This is a genomic window from Gilvimarinus xylanilyticus (assembly GCF_024195295.1).
Taxonomy (GTDB): domain Bacteria; phylum Pseudomonadota; class Gammaproteobacteria; order Pseudomonadales; family Cellvibrionaceae; genus Gilvimarinus; species Gilvimarinus xylanilyticus.
On record NZ_JAMFTH010000002.1, the window covers coordinates 258,620 to 274,464 of the forward strand.

At 51.4% G+C, this 15,845-nt stretch carries 12 protein-coding genes; 9 read left to right on the forward strand and 3 right to left on the reverse strand.

The window, feature by feature from the left end:
* Positions 1-7 precede the first annotated feature (7 nt).
* Positions 8-733 carry a substrate-binding periplasmic protein gene (locus M6D89_RS10070; protein WP_253967937.1) on the reverse strand — a complete coding sequence of 242 codons (726 nt, stop codon included), beginning with the start codon at positions 731-733 and terminating at the stop codon, positions 8-10.
* A 239-nt stretch (positions 734-972) separates the two neighbouring features.
* Between M6D89_RS10070 and M6D89_RS10075 the strand changes: the two genes are divergently transcribed.
* The 3 genes from M6D89_RS10075 to M6D89_RS10085 all read left to right on the forward strand — a co-directional run bounded on the left by M6D89_RS10075 (position 973) and on the right by M6D89_RS10085 (position 3,437).
* On the forward strand, positions 973-1,767 hold the full coding sequence (locus M6D89_RS10075) for an AfsA-related hotdog domain-containing protein (RefSeq protein WP_253967938.1): 795 nt from the start codon (positions 973-975) through the stop codon (positions 1,765-1,767).
* 38 nt (positions 1,768-1,805) lie between these two features.
* The gene (locus tag M6D89_RS10080; RefSeq protein WP_253967939.1) at positions 1,806-2,453 is read left to right on the forward strand and encodes an HAD family hydrolase; all 648 of its coding nucleotides are present in this window, start codon (positions 1,806-1,808) and stop codon (positions 2,451-2,453) included.
* Positions 2,454-2,897: 444 nt separating this feature from the next.
* Complete coding sequence (locus M6D89_RS10085; protein ID WP_253968044.1) at positions 2,898-3,437, forward strand: sulfotransferase family 2 domain-containing protein; 540 nt, start codon at positions 2,898-2,900, stop codon at positions 3,435-3,437.
* A 15-nt stretch (positions 3,438-3,452) separates the two neighbouring features.
* On the opposite strand, the gene M6D89_RS10090 is transcribed toward M6D89_RS10085, so the two are convergent.
* On the reverse strand, positions 3,453-4,532 hold the full coding sequence (locus tag M6D89_RS10090) for a hypothetical protein (protein WP_253967940.1): 1,080 nt from the start codon (positions 4,530-4,532) through the stop codon (positions 3,453-3,455).
* A 573-nt stretch (positions 4,533-5,105) separates the two neighbouring features.
* Between M6D89_RS10090 and M6D89_RS10095 the strand changes: the two genes are divergently transcribed.
* The 3 genes from M6D89_RS10095 to M6D89_RS10105 all read left to right on the forward strand — a co-directional run bounded on the left by M6D89_RS10095 (position 5,106) and on the right by M6D89_RS10105 (position 9,072).
* Positions 5,106-6,560: an RICIN domain-containing protein gene (locus M6D89_RS10095; protein ID WP_253967941.1), complete on the forward strand. Its 1,455-nt coding sequence runs from the start codon at positions 5,106-5,108 to the stop codon at positions 6,558-6,560.
* A gap of 143 nt (positions 6,561-6,703) precedes the next feature.
* Positions 6,704-7,708, forward strand: a complete 1,005-nt coding sequence (locus tag M6D89_RS10100) for a family 43 glycosylhydrolase (protein WP_253967942.1) — start codon at positions 6,704-6,706, stop codon at positions 7,706-7,708.
* 530 nt (positions 7,709-8,238) lie between these two features.
* Positions 8,239-9,072: a glycoside hydrolase family 11 protein gene (locus tag M6D89_RS10105; RefSeq protein ID WP_253967943.1), complete on the forward strand. Its 834-nt coding sequence runs from the start codon at positions 8,239-8,241 to the stop codon at positions 9,070-9,072.
* A gap of 179 nt (positions 9,073-9,251) precedes the next feature.
* On the opposite strand, the gene M6D89_RS10110 is transcribed toward M6D89_RS10105, so the two are convergent.
* Positions 9,252-9,827 carry an SRPBCC family protein gene (locus tag M6D89_RS10110; RefSeq protein ID WP_253967944.1) on the reverse strand — a complete coding sequence of 192 codons (576 nt, stop codon included), beginning with the start codon at positions 9,825-9,827 and terminating at the stop codon, positions 9,252-9,254.
* 578 nt (positions 9,828-10,405) lie between these two features.
* On the opposite strand from M6D89_RS10110, the gene M6D89_RS10115 reads away from it, so the two are divergent.
* The 3 genes from M6D89_RS10115 (at position 10,406) to M6D89_RS10125 (ending at position 15,769) form a co-directional block, all read left to right on the forward strand.
* Complete coding sequence (locus tag M6D89_RS10115) at positions 10,406-12,640, forward strand: TonB-dependent receptor (protein ID WP_253967945.1); 2,235 nt, start codon at positions 10,406-10,408, stop codon at positions 12,638-12,640.
* Positions 12,641-12,860: 220 nt separating this feature from the next.
* Entirely contained in the window at positions 12,861-14,534 is a 1,674-nt protein-coding gene (ilvD, locus tag M6D89_RS10120) for a dihydroxy-acid dehydratase (protein WP_253967946.1), read from the forward strand.
* Between the two features lie 293 nt (positions 14,535-14,827).
* Entirely contained in the window at positions 14,828-15,769 is a 942-nt protein-coding gene (locus M6D89_RS10125; protein ID WP_253967947.1) for an alpha/beta hydrolase, read from the forward strand.
* The last annotated feature ends 76 nt before the right edge of the window (positions 15,770-15,845 follow it).

Genomic DNA, 15,845 nt, shown 5'->3' on the forward strand with positions numbered 1-15,845 from the left:
TCTAATCCTAAAAGTAATATTCTGATTTGATCCGCTCGATAACCCCTTCGGCCTTCATGTCCATCACGGCGCGATTAAGGGCGGGCAGCAAATCCAGGTGGCGGGATTGACGCGAGCACTGCAACGTCAATGGCACATCCCCCAGCTTTAGCGGTTTACCCAGGGCACCCGCCAAACCATTTTTTTCCGCCAAGTACCGCATCGTAGGAATGGCTCCGGCAACGGCGTCCACCCTTTGGCGATCCAGCTTGCGCAATGACATCAAATAGTTTGTATCGTAAACCTTCTGAAACGTCACGTCGGCATCAAAGCGCGATGTAATAGAGGCGCCGCGCAGCACCGCCACCTTTTTCCCCTTTAGCTGACTATAGTCATTCAGGGTAACGTCACGGGCGGGGATCACCCCAATATCATGTTCACCCACCACCTCGCCTCTCACGACCATTTCCTCAGGGCGCGGTATCAAAATGGTGCAATCGTGCCCCCCCAGCTCCAGCTCGCGATCAACACGTGCGAACGGCGTCAGGGTAATACTCAAATCGGCATCTACCCGGGCATCTAACTCTTTTACCATTTCCGCAAAAGCTCCCCGAATCTCACCAGACTCTGAATCCTGCCAGCCCCAGGGTGCCACCTGAATAGAAATAAACTTTAAGGTTATGGGCTCAGCCAGCGCGTGCTGGGAGAACATCCACACCCCCACCAGTAAAAGTCCTCGCAACAACAGTGTCATACCTAACAGTCCTCGCACGTTCAATCTTTTAGATTCTAGACACATTTCATCCACCCAGTCGCTGCTTAACAGGCTGTTAAACCCAATGCGAATAGTGGCCGTTTCACCCAGGCCAGATATAACTAAAGAGCCCTCTGCAGATTCAGTGGCGTTGCTATTGCTACGGCATTGGGCGGTGTCTGTGTCTTTTCGACTCAGGCCAAATGTAACACATTCTCATCACTTATATAGGTAACTCTATGAACTCACGTATTATGTTAGTAGTCAGCGATAAATTCTCTTCATTCGCTCTGGGCAAAGACGCCATTACCGTCTCTCAGCTCAAGGGGCTGATGGCCCTTCCCCACGACTTATTGCCTTTTACCGGACGCGTTAGGCTCGTTCCCGGGCAAGGCATGGGAGATCAATGCATAGCTGACATTCTCCTTATGGCCTCGCGCTTGGATCGTCACGCTAAGTTTGACTTCAGCCTGTGGCAGCAAATGCCAAGCCGTGCCCCGCGAGAGATTACTCACAAACATCAGTTAGAGAACACTCTAATATCCACCCCGGTACAGATTGCTCAAGATCTCTACGAAATGCATTTTTTAATCGATGAAAATAGTGAGCTAATGAGCGATCACCAAAGTGGTCAGCACGTACAGGGAATGCTACTGATAGAGGCGGTTCGACAAGCCACAGTGGCAATTACGGAACTGTTTTTTTTGACTCAGGCCGAAGGAAGTTTTGCTTTTGTGCTGAATAACATGTCGGTTAAGTACAATAATTTTTCATTCCCCCTTCCGGCAAAAATCCAGTGCCGCATCAGCGATAAGTTAGTTGAACTTCCCAAGCGCCTTAATTTCAGCATTGAAGCGGACGTAGTGCAGTGCGGCACCAGTGTCTCAACCCTTCACTTTGAAATAGCCGCGATGGATAAGGAGCGAATTTACAAGCAGGAGAATCGCCAGGCGCTAAAGGCACAAAAGGTTCATATGAGTCATTTTTTTGTGCAAACAGAAGATTCCCTGTCTGAAGCCACCCCTAGCGCCTGAGGAGAAAACTTATGAAACCCCATAGAAGTTCACAACCCATGGCTTTTTTTGATGTCGACGATACACTGATTTCAGTTAAAAGCATGCTTAGTTTTCAGGATTTTTGGTATCAAATCCATCCCCACCCTGAAGAACAAAAAGGCTACCGGGAAACTTTGCAACAAGTTTATTCCCCGAGCAGCTCTTGGGGCGACCTGAACCGACAGTATTATCAGTACTTTTCCGGTCGCCCTGTGGCAGAGGTGGAAAATGTAGCGCTGCAATGGTTTCAAAAAACCAGTTCTCAGCCAGGGTTTTATCACTCCCCTGTGGTAGACATTATGCACCGGCATAAACAGCGTGGGCACGAGTGTATTTTGGTCTCGGGATCATTTCCCTCACTGCTCGAACCTATAGCAGTCGAGTTGGGAGCTGACCATATTCTCGCCACTCAGTTGGAGCAAAGCCTCGGTGTGTACACGGGTAAAATTATACCTCCGCAAACTATCGGAGAAGGCAAGGTGATCGCCATTGCCGATTTGTTGGCAAAACGGGGCATCGACAGAAGAACCTGTTACGCCTACGGCGATGATATTTCTGATCTTCCCATGCTGGAGTATGTCGGCTACCCTCATGCGATCGCCGGGGGACGGCAACTGCAAGAGAAGGCTCGGAAAAATAGTTGGCCCATCATTTTACCGGTCTAAAACCAACCCGCTCCCGCTTCTGCGGGAGCGTCTAATCTGGGCAAGTCTCGCTATATCAATACGAATACAGACGCTACCTGCAGAAAATAATTCAGTCTAAACATTGGCTCTCGGCGGCCCTATCAGTATTATGTACCGATATCACCTTAAAACCCAACAGGCCCTTCCGCCCTGAAACCGATTATGCGCCCAGTATTGCCCCACTTGTTTGCAAGATTCAAACGCAGACCACGAAATATTTTTCATCCTTTGTTCCTACCTAAAAAGCAACTAATGCTCTCGCTGTCAGCCAAATCGGGGTCGGTATTCGGGGCTAGCTGGCTCTTCTATCATGCCGGCCTGGGAGATCAAGTTAAAAACCACCCTCGCTGGGTGCATAAATACCGTCAGGAAGTTTATTACCCCAGCCGAGAATACAAAAGCATATCGCGACAATTTTTCGCCATGCCAAGTGATTTTAAAAAAGTTAAAATAGTAAGAAACCCCTACGCTCGTGCCGTCAGCGCTTATCTTCATACGCTTAAAAGGCCCGAGCTTCTGCACAAAGACACTGCGGGTCAATTCAATCGAATGCAATACAGCTTTGCCGAGTTCATCGACACTTTAGAGCGCTTAGAGGGAAAAAACATTGACCCTCATTACAGTCCGCAAACCTACGATTTCGAACGCCATGCCAAATGGAGTTACGATTGGATTATTCAACTGGAATCGTGCACCGAACAGCTACGCGAGCTTGAGTGCGCCATGGACTTAGGTGCCTCACCGCTAGAGGAATTTCGCGAATCGAAGCATCATTCTAAGCGACGCACAAACAGCGATAAATTTGTCGGTCACACCTCGTACCGTTCGGGGAACATCGCTCACAGTGCTTACCCATACTTTTACAATCGCGACCTTGTTCAGCGGGTACATAAGCTCTTTAAAGACGATTTTTCACGCTACGGGTACAGTGACGAGCTAGAACTTCCCCACAGTGGACGATAAGCAACTAAACGAAGGTTAAAACTGCCGCCCCAGACCCATTGGCATATTTAAGGTAAAACCAAGCCAAGCACGGTCATCATCGGTAACACCCAAACCTAGGCCAAACTTTATCGTCTGCGACTTCCAAGGGTACACATTTACCCTCAGCTTGAGCGCTTCGGTACCATTGTAGATAACCGACCAGAGTAAATTACCATCACGATCGCCAAATACCCCCAAGCTAGGACGGGACTCATAACGCAGCACGCCGCTGCGATAATAAATTCGGGTAAGCGCAATACCCGCTCCCCAGGACAATGTATTGCCGCCACTTAGAGAGTGCGATAAGCCCACCAGAGAGTTCATTCCCATATAGACAAAAAACTCAGTGCTATCAAAGCTGAGAAACTGCGGGCGTACGACATAATTAATGCCGGCGTTGCGCAAAGTATCGGAGCTGGGGTCGTAGAAGATCAAATGGGGCCAGACCTCGGGCTGCAAGTGCTTCTCGATATACGCCGCTCGCTCATCATCCGCAAACAACCAGACACCAAGAGGGCGAAAGACATAGAAATCCGCGATCGGGTCGTCGTCTGTTGAGGTTTTCTTCTCCACCGCCTCCTGAGACAGCTCAGAGGCTAAGGCGGTGGCAATAGCCGCAAACTGCGGATAGCGATAACCATGCGCACGGTAGTATTCCAGATCGCGGCGATAAACCACCCCTCCGCCAAAAAGGTGCAACGCATAGTTTGGCAAGGCTGTGGGCCAGTCGCGGGCATAGTCAGAATCGTAGGGCAAGAGTTGGCGATTGATAAAACGTCCCCAGCCGCCTTCGTCCTGAATGGCGGCGTCAGGGTTACCCAGCTCATCAAACAGCTCATTAAAGCGATCACCCAAATTATGCTGATCGAAGTTGTCGGGCATTTGCAGGGTGTCGAACGCGTAATGCGAAAAGCTGTTTAATGGGTTGTATAACGCATCCGCCCCCTCTTGTGATGCGCGATAGTAATCAGCCCGAGCCTGAGGAACGAGACACACGCATGCAATGAGCGCGGCAAGCGCAAATCCACAACAGGCAGCGCTTGCTATCGCCTGGGCAAGTGGGAGTACAGGCATTTGATTATTATCATTAAGCTGGCGAATCGATTGGCATTGTTATAGAGCCTCACCCAAAAGTAAATGCCTGAGCCTGTGTAAACCTCGGCTAACCTTACGCCGCACATCCCATCTGTGCCAGTAACATCCTAATCAAACCAGTGACACCCTAATCAAAAGAGACAGGCGTGTCAGTGGGCTCACCCAGCGCACTTCAAATGTGCGCTCGCTCACACACATGGATTATTATATTACAATTATGATGATTTATAGACTAGCCTCTGATCGTCCGCTTTGCGGCAAATAAAACTAAGGAGCCTCTGATCAAGTCCCCAGTGGTCTCTGCGCGAGTCAAAACGTTCACTCCGCAAGGCGCGCTTCGCAGGCAATGGCCATAGTCCTTGGCAAGAAGTGCAACACAGCGGATGGACGTTTTGGCCGCGCCCTTCGGGGCTTACAGAGGCCACTGGGGACTTAATCAGAGGCTCCCTAGGGCTCATAATAACCATCGCAGTACCTCTCGCCGAAGGGCGCTCTCAGGATGATTGGCTAAAGCTCACACCGGGCTCAAAATCCAATAAAAAGGGATAGTCTATGTCTCACATCAAACGCTCACTCTGGTTGGGCGCGGCCCTAGTCGCAGCCTCCACAGGTTTCACCTCCCATGCTCTGGCCGACGCCGAGGTCACCTACACCAATGGTAGCTGGCTGGCGCGCGTCGACGGCAACCAGGTATATAACGGCAGCCGCTACTTCGATGCGATTAACGCGGCCATTAACAACATGGGTACAGGCACCGTTAATATTCGCAACTCGGGCAACAGTGGTAGCGACGGTGGCCAGGTATACGCTGTGCGTCCGCGTGCGGGCCAGACCCTGGATTTTCACGGCCATCAACTCAACGCCAACGGCGGCGACTTAGTCGTCCCTGTCTATTGCGACCGGCGCGATAATATTACCGTGCACAACCTGCACGTCACTGGCAACCCACGCTATGGGGTCTGGTTTCGCGGCTGCTCAAACGTCACCCTGGAAAATATCACCATGGATTTAAGCAACAACAATCCTGTGGGTCTGGGTATACGGGTGGACTCTTCGACCGCGCCGGCCAGTAATTTAACCGTCGCCGGTAATATCAATATTAACGGCGCCGCCGGGCACGGCCTGGAAACCTATGGCATCGATGGCTTTACCATTGGCGATGTCACGGTTACCAATAACGGCGGCTCGGGTGTCCTGTTGAATAATTCACGCAATGGCACAGTGGGCAACGTGACCGGCCACTACAATAATTATGGCGGCGGCTATGCGACCTTTCGGGTGGCGAACAATAATGGTCCCAATGTCACCGTAAGCAGCGTGTACTCACGCAATTCGGGACGAGGCTTTTTCAGCGTTTCCGGCAGTCATGGTACAACCGTCAATTATGTAGATATAGAATCTTCCACGTCCCACGGCATTTTCCTGGAAGACGCCAGCGATACACATGTCGTAAGTGGACGCGTGGCGAACGGCAACCCGAACTGTCAATTGGTGCGCACAGCAAGCTCAAGCATTAATGTTTCCGGCTGTGGCCAAGTGGGAACACCGCCTGGCGGCGGCAGCAACAATGGTTCGATCAATGGCGTGTATCGTATTGTTCCACTTCACAGCGGCAAAGCTCTGGATACCGCCAACTGCGCCACTGCCGACGGTACTAATGTGCAACAATGGAGCTGGCTCAATAACGACTGCCAAAAATGGTCGATCTCTCAAGTGGATGGCGACTATCATCGCATATCCCCACTCAATGCCCCCACCCTGGGGCTGGACATAGATTCACTGTCAACCGATAACGGTGCCAACGCCATGCTTTGGAACTACTGGGGCGGAGATAACCAACAGTTCCGCTTCCAAAGTGCCGGCGAGGGACGCTGGCGAATTATTAACCGGCTCAGCCAGAAGTGTCTTGACGTAAGTGCGAGCGACTCGGCTGACGGTGCCAACTTAATTCAGTGGGAATGCTTACCGGGCGCCAACAATCAGCAATACCAATTGCTCGCCCAATGATGCTAGCAGGCTGCTAGAAGGGGCGCGCTGACGCCCCTGTGCTAACGCACATTAGCAGGCTGCTAGTATTTTTCTGGCAATAATTTCCTGTAAGATGCCCTTTTCGCTTACCCACTATAATTCGTTTGCATAAAGGTAATGAAATGGTCAAAGCCAACACCCCTGGTATCATCGCTTCAATATTAGCCATCAGTGCTTGTGTGGCTTGCGCCCCCACCGCTATCGATAAGAATACTTCAGCAACCCAAGGCAACCCTCTGCAAATGGGCGACAACTTGCGGGTTGCCGATCCGTCTGCCTACGTTTGGGGGGATGGTAAAATGTATGTTTATACCTCTCATGATTTGGAGTGCCAAGAAGATTTCTGGATGAAGGACTGGTACGCCTTTTCATCCACCGACTTAAAGAACTGGGAAACCCACGGCCCCTTGCTCTCGGTTAACGATTTAACCTGGGCCGACAACTACGCCTGGGCACCGGATGCCGCCTATAAAAATGGCAAGTACTACTTGATATTCCCCGCCGGCACGGGCCATAAAGACCGGGTTAACCCCGAAAACAGCACCAAGTGGATGGGCATCGGCATCGCCGAAAGCGACTCGCCCACCGGCCCCTTTAAAGACATGATTGGCGCGCCTCTGTGGCGTACGCCCTATGCTAATGACCCCAGCCTGTTTATTGACGACGATGGTCAGGCGTATTTGTACACCCACGCCAAAGATCACGATTACCATGTGATTAAAATGGCAGACGACATGCGCAGTACCGCGGGCGAGTTAACCAAAATGGACATGGGCGGATACGAGCCCAAAATGGAAGGCCCCTGGGTGTTTAAGCGCGGTGACTGGTATTACTACACCATGCCAGAAAACAACCGCATCCTGACTTACTATATGGCAAAATCCCCCACCGGCCCCTGGGAGTATAAAGGCGAGATTATGGGCCAGGAGAACAACAGCAATAATCACCATTCAATTGTTGAGTATCAGGGTCAGTGGTTTTTGTTTTACCACCGCTGGCTGGATATCAACTCCGCCTGCGGTCGTCAGCGCCATGTGGCCGCCGAATATTTATACTTTAACGACGACGGCACCATTCAATCCATCGAGCGCACTGAAAAAGGGGTAAGCAATTTTAGCGAACGTTAGATTTTATATATCTTGCGAAGCGCAGAAACGGCACCGAATAAAAAGTTCGGTGCTGTTTTTGAAAACTCAGATTAATAAATATTAACGATTTACGAAGCACCAAAAGAGCCACCCGAGTCGATACCAACCATTCACACCGCACTCTTTACACTTTTCAAAGTACTGCTCACTGGTTATTCGCCGTTTACTTCTGCGGTTGTTTTGCACAAACGATGCAACCAATATCTTTGCCAATACGAACCTAGAGTCCGACACCACAAGCTTTTTCAGCAACCAACCAAACGCACTAATGATAACGATTATCACCATAAAATAGCTGCGCTCTGGAAGATTGGCACCCGGCAGCTGATTTGCTTCCCTCTTTTGTCACCCATATATTTGAAGGTCCACGCCCCCTTACTTAGAACCAGCGACAGCCTGCTAGTGCTTGGGGTCCAACTTTGATATAGTCACAAAAACCATAACAGATCACCCTGAATTCTTACGCTTTCGCACTCGGGGTTAAAACCTTAATACAGGAGAACCACGGCTTGAACATCTCTCTCCCTCTTGCAGCTTCAGCTCTATTAACGGTTGGCTCTCTCACCAGCTGCGCTATAGATCAAGATCGTAGCTCGACCGCATCGGACCGAAACCAATCTACGACTATCCCTGACGGCATTGAAAAGTTCAACGCTTACACCCAGCGTTACCCCCAGAGCGCACACCTGACCCAGAATCATGCCACTGGCCATGTAGGCGACTACTTTTTCACCCATTGGAAGGACGGCGGCTCAACCTCGTTAAACCTGGACAACGATGGATCTTTTAAGGTGACCTGGGAGGGAGGCGGTTACAACTATGTTGGTGGCCCAGGTTGGCACTATGGGGACCCCGATAGAGAGATTGGTTATCGCTTTGACGAAGACAGTGGCGCGAGCTATATCACGCTATACGGTTGGGGCTACGACGAAACCATGCCCACCTCTGACCCCGCACATCTGGTCGAGTACTATATTCTCCAACGCTGGACCTACGATCCCAGCCAGGACGGCACATACGGTAAAACTTTTGTCAGTGATGGGGTTGAGTATTCCACCTACCGCTCCATTCGCGAACAAAAGCCCTCAATTAACAGTACGTCCACTTTTTATCAGTACTGGAGCAAACCCACCGAGCCTCGCGCACTGGGTGAAGATCATAAGATTATTTTTGCCGACCACGTTAAAGCATGGGCGGACACCGGCTGGATCATTCCCGATATGAATAACTTCAATGCCAGCGATGACCCCACCTATCAGGTAATGGCGGTGGAAGTGTTCAACCCCGCCAATGACGGCGCAGCGTCTGGACAGGTATGGGACGCTTCGAAGGAAAGCAAATAATAAATCAAGGCTCAGCCCAGGGGCCGAAAACGCCCCGGGGCTGAAGCATTAAAATAGATTCCTCAGCAATTTTTAGCCAATCCATCGTAATTTACAGACAATCGCTCAGCGTTAAATCCCTGATCCGCTCAATCGCGTTCTAGAATAATCACATCCCCCGCTAAAACGCTCTGCTCCATCTACTCTAACAACAGACGAATGGTATTTAAGTCTTTCTCTACCAACCGCATATCCTCCTGAAACCGCGCATCCGTCATACCTTTATTTTGGAATACCGTAAACATCAACGCGCAGCCAGCCCCATTGGCTACCACTCTCATTGGGTTTATTAATGTGGCACCCGATGAAAACCGAATGCGATGATCCAGAACGCCCAAATTATTATCGGGCGCAAACTCAAAACCGGCCGGCCCGTCGGGAGTCACCACATTCCAGACACCGTCCTGCCCCGGCGCAACAGATTCAAAAAAAGGAACCCAGCGCGGCAAATTGTTAGGATCGCGGACAAAACCATATACTTTGTCGGCCGGTACATTAATGGCGACCGATAGAGTCTCAACATTCATGGCGCAATTCCCTGAGTGACCAAAATAATTATATTGACCTGTTTTAAACGCGCAAATCAAGTCTACCCGCGAGATCCTCGCGCTCGCGCATGAACACTTAGTATTAAAAATGGAAACTTTGTCTCGGGCTTTACCTATCAGAACCAAATAAATCAGTGTGAATAACAATAACAAAGTCACATCAATCATACGACGGCAGAGCCAAGAGCAATTTCATAAATAATTTGGTTACTCTTCACCACGATATAAAGTCCGACTCGTAAATCGTTTCACAACTTGATATATTCACACGCCACACAGAGATGCAAACCAGACGACAATTGCCCCAAAGCGGGGCAGCCCACCCTAAAAAGACAAGGAGAGTTTCAAACACTGATTGATATCACTAAAACAATCTCACACTTTCTATAACCCGGCAACGATCAGTGTAGTGTCGCGCCACTAGGCTGTAGTAGCGGCTTTGGCGACGGTCATCACTTTTAAAGTTTGATCAAAAAATAACGTATAAGCAGAACAACGTTTATTTCGTTAAGTATTGGCGTGATATATGCCTTACCAAGGCCACCTTGCCCTTAAGGCACCGCAACCAAGGTTTACCCTCGGCGCTGCACAATCAATATTCTTACGTCACTCATAAAAGTGGACATAAGATTCAAGCAATACTAAACCTAATTGTGGCCAAGAAGTTAGGCGCATATTAAAAACTCAACCCGCTGATTTTCAATCGAACGCAAATTGGATAAGTCAGATCAATATAAGGAAGAACTATGCAAACGTTGAAGACCACACCCAGCAAAGGTCCCCTATCACTCGCAATCGCTATATCCGCCGCTGTTTCCGGCTATACGGGATCAGCCTCCGCACAAGAGCAGCAGGAACCAAACAAAAAACCGCGAGCCATTGAAGAAGTCATGGTTACGGCACAAAAGCGAACCGAGAGTGCGCAAGATGTTGCCATCGCCATGTCGACCTTTAGCGGCGAAGCTCTGGACAACATGGGGGTTGAAGCGGGCATCGAAATTACCCAGCAAGTGCCCAACATGAACTTTTTCGCGATTTTTGGCGAGGCATCCAGCCCCTCACTAACGCTGCGTGGTATTGGTCTGTCTAACTTTGCCGACACCTGGGAAGCGCCCGTGGGCCTCTATGTCGATGAAGTCTATCGCGGTAATCCAGCGGGCTCGGGCATGCAACTGTTCGATGTGAAACGGGTAGAAGTATTGCGCGGCCCTCAGGGCACACTGTTTGGTCGCAACACCTCGGCGGGCCTCGTCCACCATATTACCAACGACCCCACTGAACACTTTGAAGCCGATGCCAGCGTACAGGTAGGCACCGATAACCAACGTATTTTTGAAGGCGCGGTCAGCGGTTCATTCACCGATAGTGTGCGCGGCCGCTTTGCGGTCAAAAAGAACGATAGCGACGGCTGGCAAACCAACGGCTTTGACGGTCGCGAATTGGGCACCACAGATACCTTAGGCTATCGCGGCAAGCTGGCTATCGACTTCTCTGACCGGGTAAACCTGTTGTTGGATATTCACGGCAGTGAGGCCGATCAACAAACCGTTGGTTTTGTGCATATGGGTTATTTGGACCCGGAAAATACCGACTCTTATTGCTCCGTGTCGCGCATTCAAAACGGCGAATGTATCAGCGCTATTGATGGTGCTGGCACCGGTCGCGAAGAGGCCGGTGGCTGGGGGCCAGAGTACGCCTCCTCCGGCGCCAGCGATGGCATCAAAACCGAAATTGAAACCTTCGGCGCCTCGGCCAAACTGGTGATTTCCACCGACAGCTTCGATATCACCTCCATCACTGCACTTGAACAAATGGACAAGCTGCTGGAAGACGACTTTGATGCAACCAAGGTTATTTTCTTCGATGAGCAATACAAAGCCGACACCGAACAGTTCAGCCAAGAGCTTCGCATCAGCGGCTCAATGTACAATATGGATTGGGTATCGGGGGTGTACTACTTTAAAGATGATCGCGACCTGATTACCCAGGCCCCCACTACCAGCGATGCGACCGGCGGCTATTGGCACAATGAATATATGGATCAGGATACCGAGTCCTACGCCGTCTTTGGCCAAGTCGACCGAACCCTAACCGATACGCTATCGCTCACCGTCGGCGCCCGCTACACCTGGGAAGAAAAAGACGCCGTACTCAGCAACCGCGGCGAACCCAATTATTACGGTGACCCCAACTACACCGATACCATTGATGAATCCGGCTTCAGCGGTCGCCTGGGGCTTGATTACACCCCCAACGACAACACCCTTTACTACGCCAGCTTATCCCGCGGCTTAAAGTCCGGCGGCTTCAATGGCTCTTATGTTGGCAGCGTGGGGGCATTTGGTCCGGTTAAGAAAGAAGTTATGACCAGTGCCGAAGCCGGCTACAAAGCAACCCTGGCCGGCGGCCGTGCGCGCTTGAACATGGCTATTTTTGCCTATGAGTTAGAAGACTTTCAAGCGCAGCTGTGGGACGCCTCTACCGACTCCTCCGACATCTCTAACCTAGGCGATGTCAACGGTCACGGCCTGGAAGCCGAATTCACCTACTTAATTACCGACAACTTCGAAATCGTAACCAATCTGGGCTTACTGGATACCGAAATTGATTCAGACCTGATTACCGAAGTAGGCAATCAAACCATCGCCATTGACGGCAACGAAATGCCCTCGGCACCGGGTATTTCCGCCAACCTGGTCGCCCGCTACTATCTCGGTAACTGGACGCTACAGGCCGATTACTCCTGGGTAGACGACCACGAACTGCAACTTGAAAACGACCCCTGGTCCAAACAAGACGCCTACGGCATCACCAACGCTCGCGTCTCCTGGCAGTCCGGCTCTTGGAAAGTCACCGGCGCCGTCAAAAACCTGCTGGACGAAGAATACTTTACCTACCAAAACACCGGCCAAGCTTCGTGGGGTTACGCCGTATGGGGCGCGCCGCAAACAGCTTATGTGAAGTTAGACTATAGTTTTTAATGACCAATTAAAGCCTGTTAACAAAGGGGAATGGCTGGCCATTCCCCTTTTTTTGTCTGGTAATGCTTTGGCTAAAGGTATCTGGATTTAAAAGCAAAAAAATAGTGAAAGTTAAAAAGCGCATCACCTGATCTACCTAGCAAAGACTTCAACCCTGTTTCCCCAAGCCAAGACCTTGTAAGGTATGGGAATGAACGCACCGATAACCACGGGGTAACCCATGACTGACAAACGCAAACACTCGTCCAAGGTAGTGGACGGTATTGAAAAAACCCCCGCCCGCGCCATGCTGCGAGCGGTGGGCTTTAGTGATGATGACTTTAAAAAGCCCCAGGTGGGTATTGCTTCTACCTGGAGCATGGTCACGCCCTGCAATATGCACATCGACAAATTAGCGGATGAAGCCTGCGCCGGCGCCGACCAGGCCGGTGGCAAAGGCGTGGTGTTTAACACCATTACCATCTCCGACGGTATCTCCAACGGTACCGAGGGCATGAAATACTCGCTGGTCTCCCGTGAGGTGATTGCCGACTCTATCGAAACCGTCGCCGGGTGCGAAGGGTTTGACGGGCTGGTGGCCATTGGCGGCTGCGACAAAAATATGCCCGGCTGCATGATCGGCCTGGCGCGGCTGAACCGGCCCTCGGTGTTTGTGTATGGCGGCACCATTAAGCCCGGCGCCAATCATACGGATATTGTTTCGGTGTTTGAGGCAGTGGGCCAGCACGCCCGGGGCGACCTCTCGACCATTGCGGTCAAACAGATTGAAGAAACCGCCATCCCCGGTCCCGGCTCCTGCGGCGGCATGTACACCGCCAACACCATGGCCTCGGCCATCGAGGCGCTGGGCATGAGCCTGCCGAACAGCTCGGCGCAAGAGGCGGTGTCGTCCTCTAAAGCCGAAGATTGTCGCCGCGCTGGTGCTGCCGTGCTGGCACTGCTAGAGAGTGACATTAAGCCCACCGATATCATGACCCACAAGGCGTTTGAAAACGCCATTACCGTCACCATCGCCCTGGGCGGCTCCACCAACGCCGTGCTGCACCTGCTGGCCATGGCTCATGCGGTGGATGTGCCGCTCACGCTGGATGACTTTGTGCGCATCGGTAAACGTGTACCCGTGCTGGCGGACTTGCGCCCCAGTGGCCACTACATGATGTCCGAATTAATTGCCGTGGGTGGCATTCAGCCGCTAATGAAAATGCTGCTGGACAAAGGCCTACTGCACGGCGACTGCCTCACCGTCACCGGCAAAACCCTGGCCGAGAACCTCACCAATGTAGAGCCCTACCCGGCCGAGCAGGAGATTATTAAAGATTTTGATAACGCCATTAAAGCCACCAGCCATCTGGTTATCCTTAAAGGCAATCTGGCCCCCGAGGGCGCGGTGGCGAAAATCACCGGCAAAGAGGGCTTAGTGTTTACCGGCAGCGCGCGGGTGTTTCACTCCGAAGAAGAAGCGCTAGAGGCCATTCTGGGCGGCACTGTGGTGAAGGGCGATGTTATCGTCATCCGCTACGAAGGACCGCGCGGCGGCCCCGGCATGCGCGAAATGCTCAGCCCCACCTCGGCGGTGATGGGTAAAGGCCTGGGTAATGATGTCGCACTGATTACCGACGGGCGCTTCTCTGGCGGCAGCCACGGCTTTGTGGTGGGCCATATAACGCCCGAGGCTATGGACGGCGGCCCCATTGCCATTATCGAAAACGGCGACGAAATCACTATTGATGCCGAAAACGCCCAGATCAGTCTGAATATTGCCGAGGCAGAGATCCAAGCCCGGCTAGCAAAATGGCAAGCGCCAGCGCCGCGCTATACACGTGGAGTACTGGCTAAATTTGCCAAAACGGTATCTTCGGCATCCGAAGGGGCGGTAACGGATAAAAACCTGTAGCCGCACCCTTTAACCAACATCACAGCGGGGTCGAATAGGTAACGCCACCCCGCTTATTATTAAGCTTTCTCCGTTCTACCTCGGCTACTTTTTCCGTAAAACCCCCAAACGTTAGCGCTTACTTAAGCAACTGTTTTATATAAAAATACTGTTTTACTGGCAAATGCGAAAAGCGCCGCTCGACTGCTCTCTACCGGTGTTGCATTCAATATGGTCTGTATGACTATAATACATTACGGGCGTGTGGATTGCGTCCCGAAATAATGAATAACAAACCTTCTGGAGAGCAGCAAATGTTAACTATAAAAGCCAAAGGAACCCTGGCGTTCCTATTTATCTTTTTTTCACTGTGCGGCGGCATTTCTAACGCCCAAGACGGCAAAATGTACCCCATGGAAGCGCCGGATGAGCCAAACGCCATCCCCCTTAATACCGGAGGCGTAGACGACCAGGACGCCGAGGAAAGCTGGTTTCGTCAATGGGGCGATCCCATGGCCCGCAATATTACCCAAGCCACTTTAACCCCCGTATTAGCCGATCCCAACAAGGCCACAGGCACGTCAATTATTGTCGCTCCGGGCGGTGGATTTATGTGGCTATCGATGGGCAATGAGGGCTGGGAAGTCGCCGACGCTTTGGCAGCTCAGGGCATTAACGCCTTTGTCTTAAAGTATCGCCTACAACCTACCGCCCCGGCGCTAAAAGATTTTGAACAACAAATGAATCAGCGTTTTGCCGAGGCCGCCGAATCAACCGATGATGGCGAAACAGACGCCCCCGAGCGCCCCCGCTGGAATCTTGCTAACCAACTGCAGGACGTAGAAGCAGCCTACGATCTGATTCTTGCACGCAAAGACGAATGGGGCGTAGACCCTTCACGCATTGGCATGATTGGCTTTTCCGCCGGCGCCGGTTTAACCATGCATACCACCCTGAACTCTGAAAAAGTTGATCTGGCATTTATTGGTCCTATTTACGGCGGCATGAACTCGGTTGATGTCCCCGAGGATGCCCCTCCCATGTTTGCCGCCATAGCCTCTGATGATTTTCTTTTCCACGGCCAGTTCGGTCTAATTCAAAGCTGGTATGACGCGGGCGTGCCCGTAGAATTCCATCTGTATCAAAACGGTGGCCACGGGTTTGGTTTAGGTAACCCAGATCGCACCAGCAACAAATGGTTTGATGCGTTTATGCACTGGCTGAGTGTGAATAAGTTTCTAGTCGCAGACCAGTAAACGCATACCCCAGAGGCCAGGCCACTTAAAAGCGTAACTAGTTTTTTAACGGCCTGGCTCAGAGTGGCACATTCCC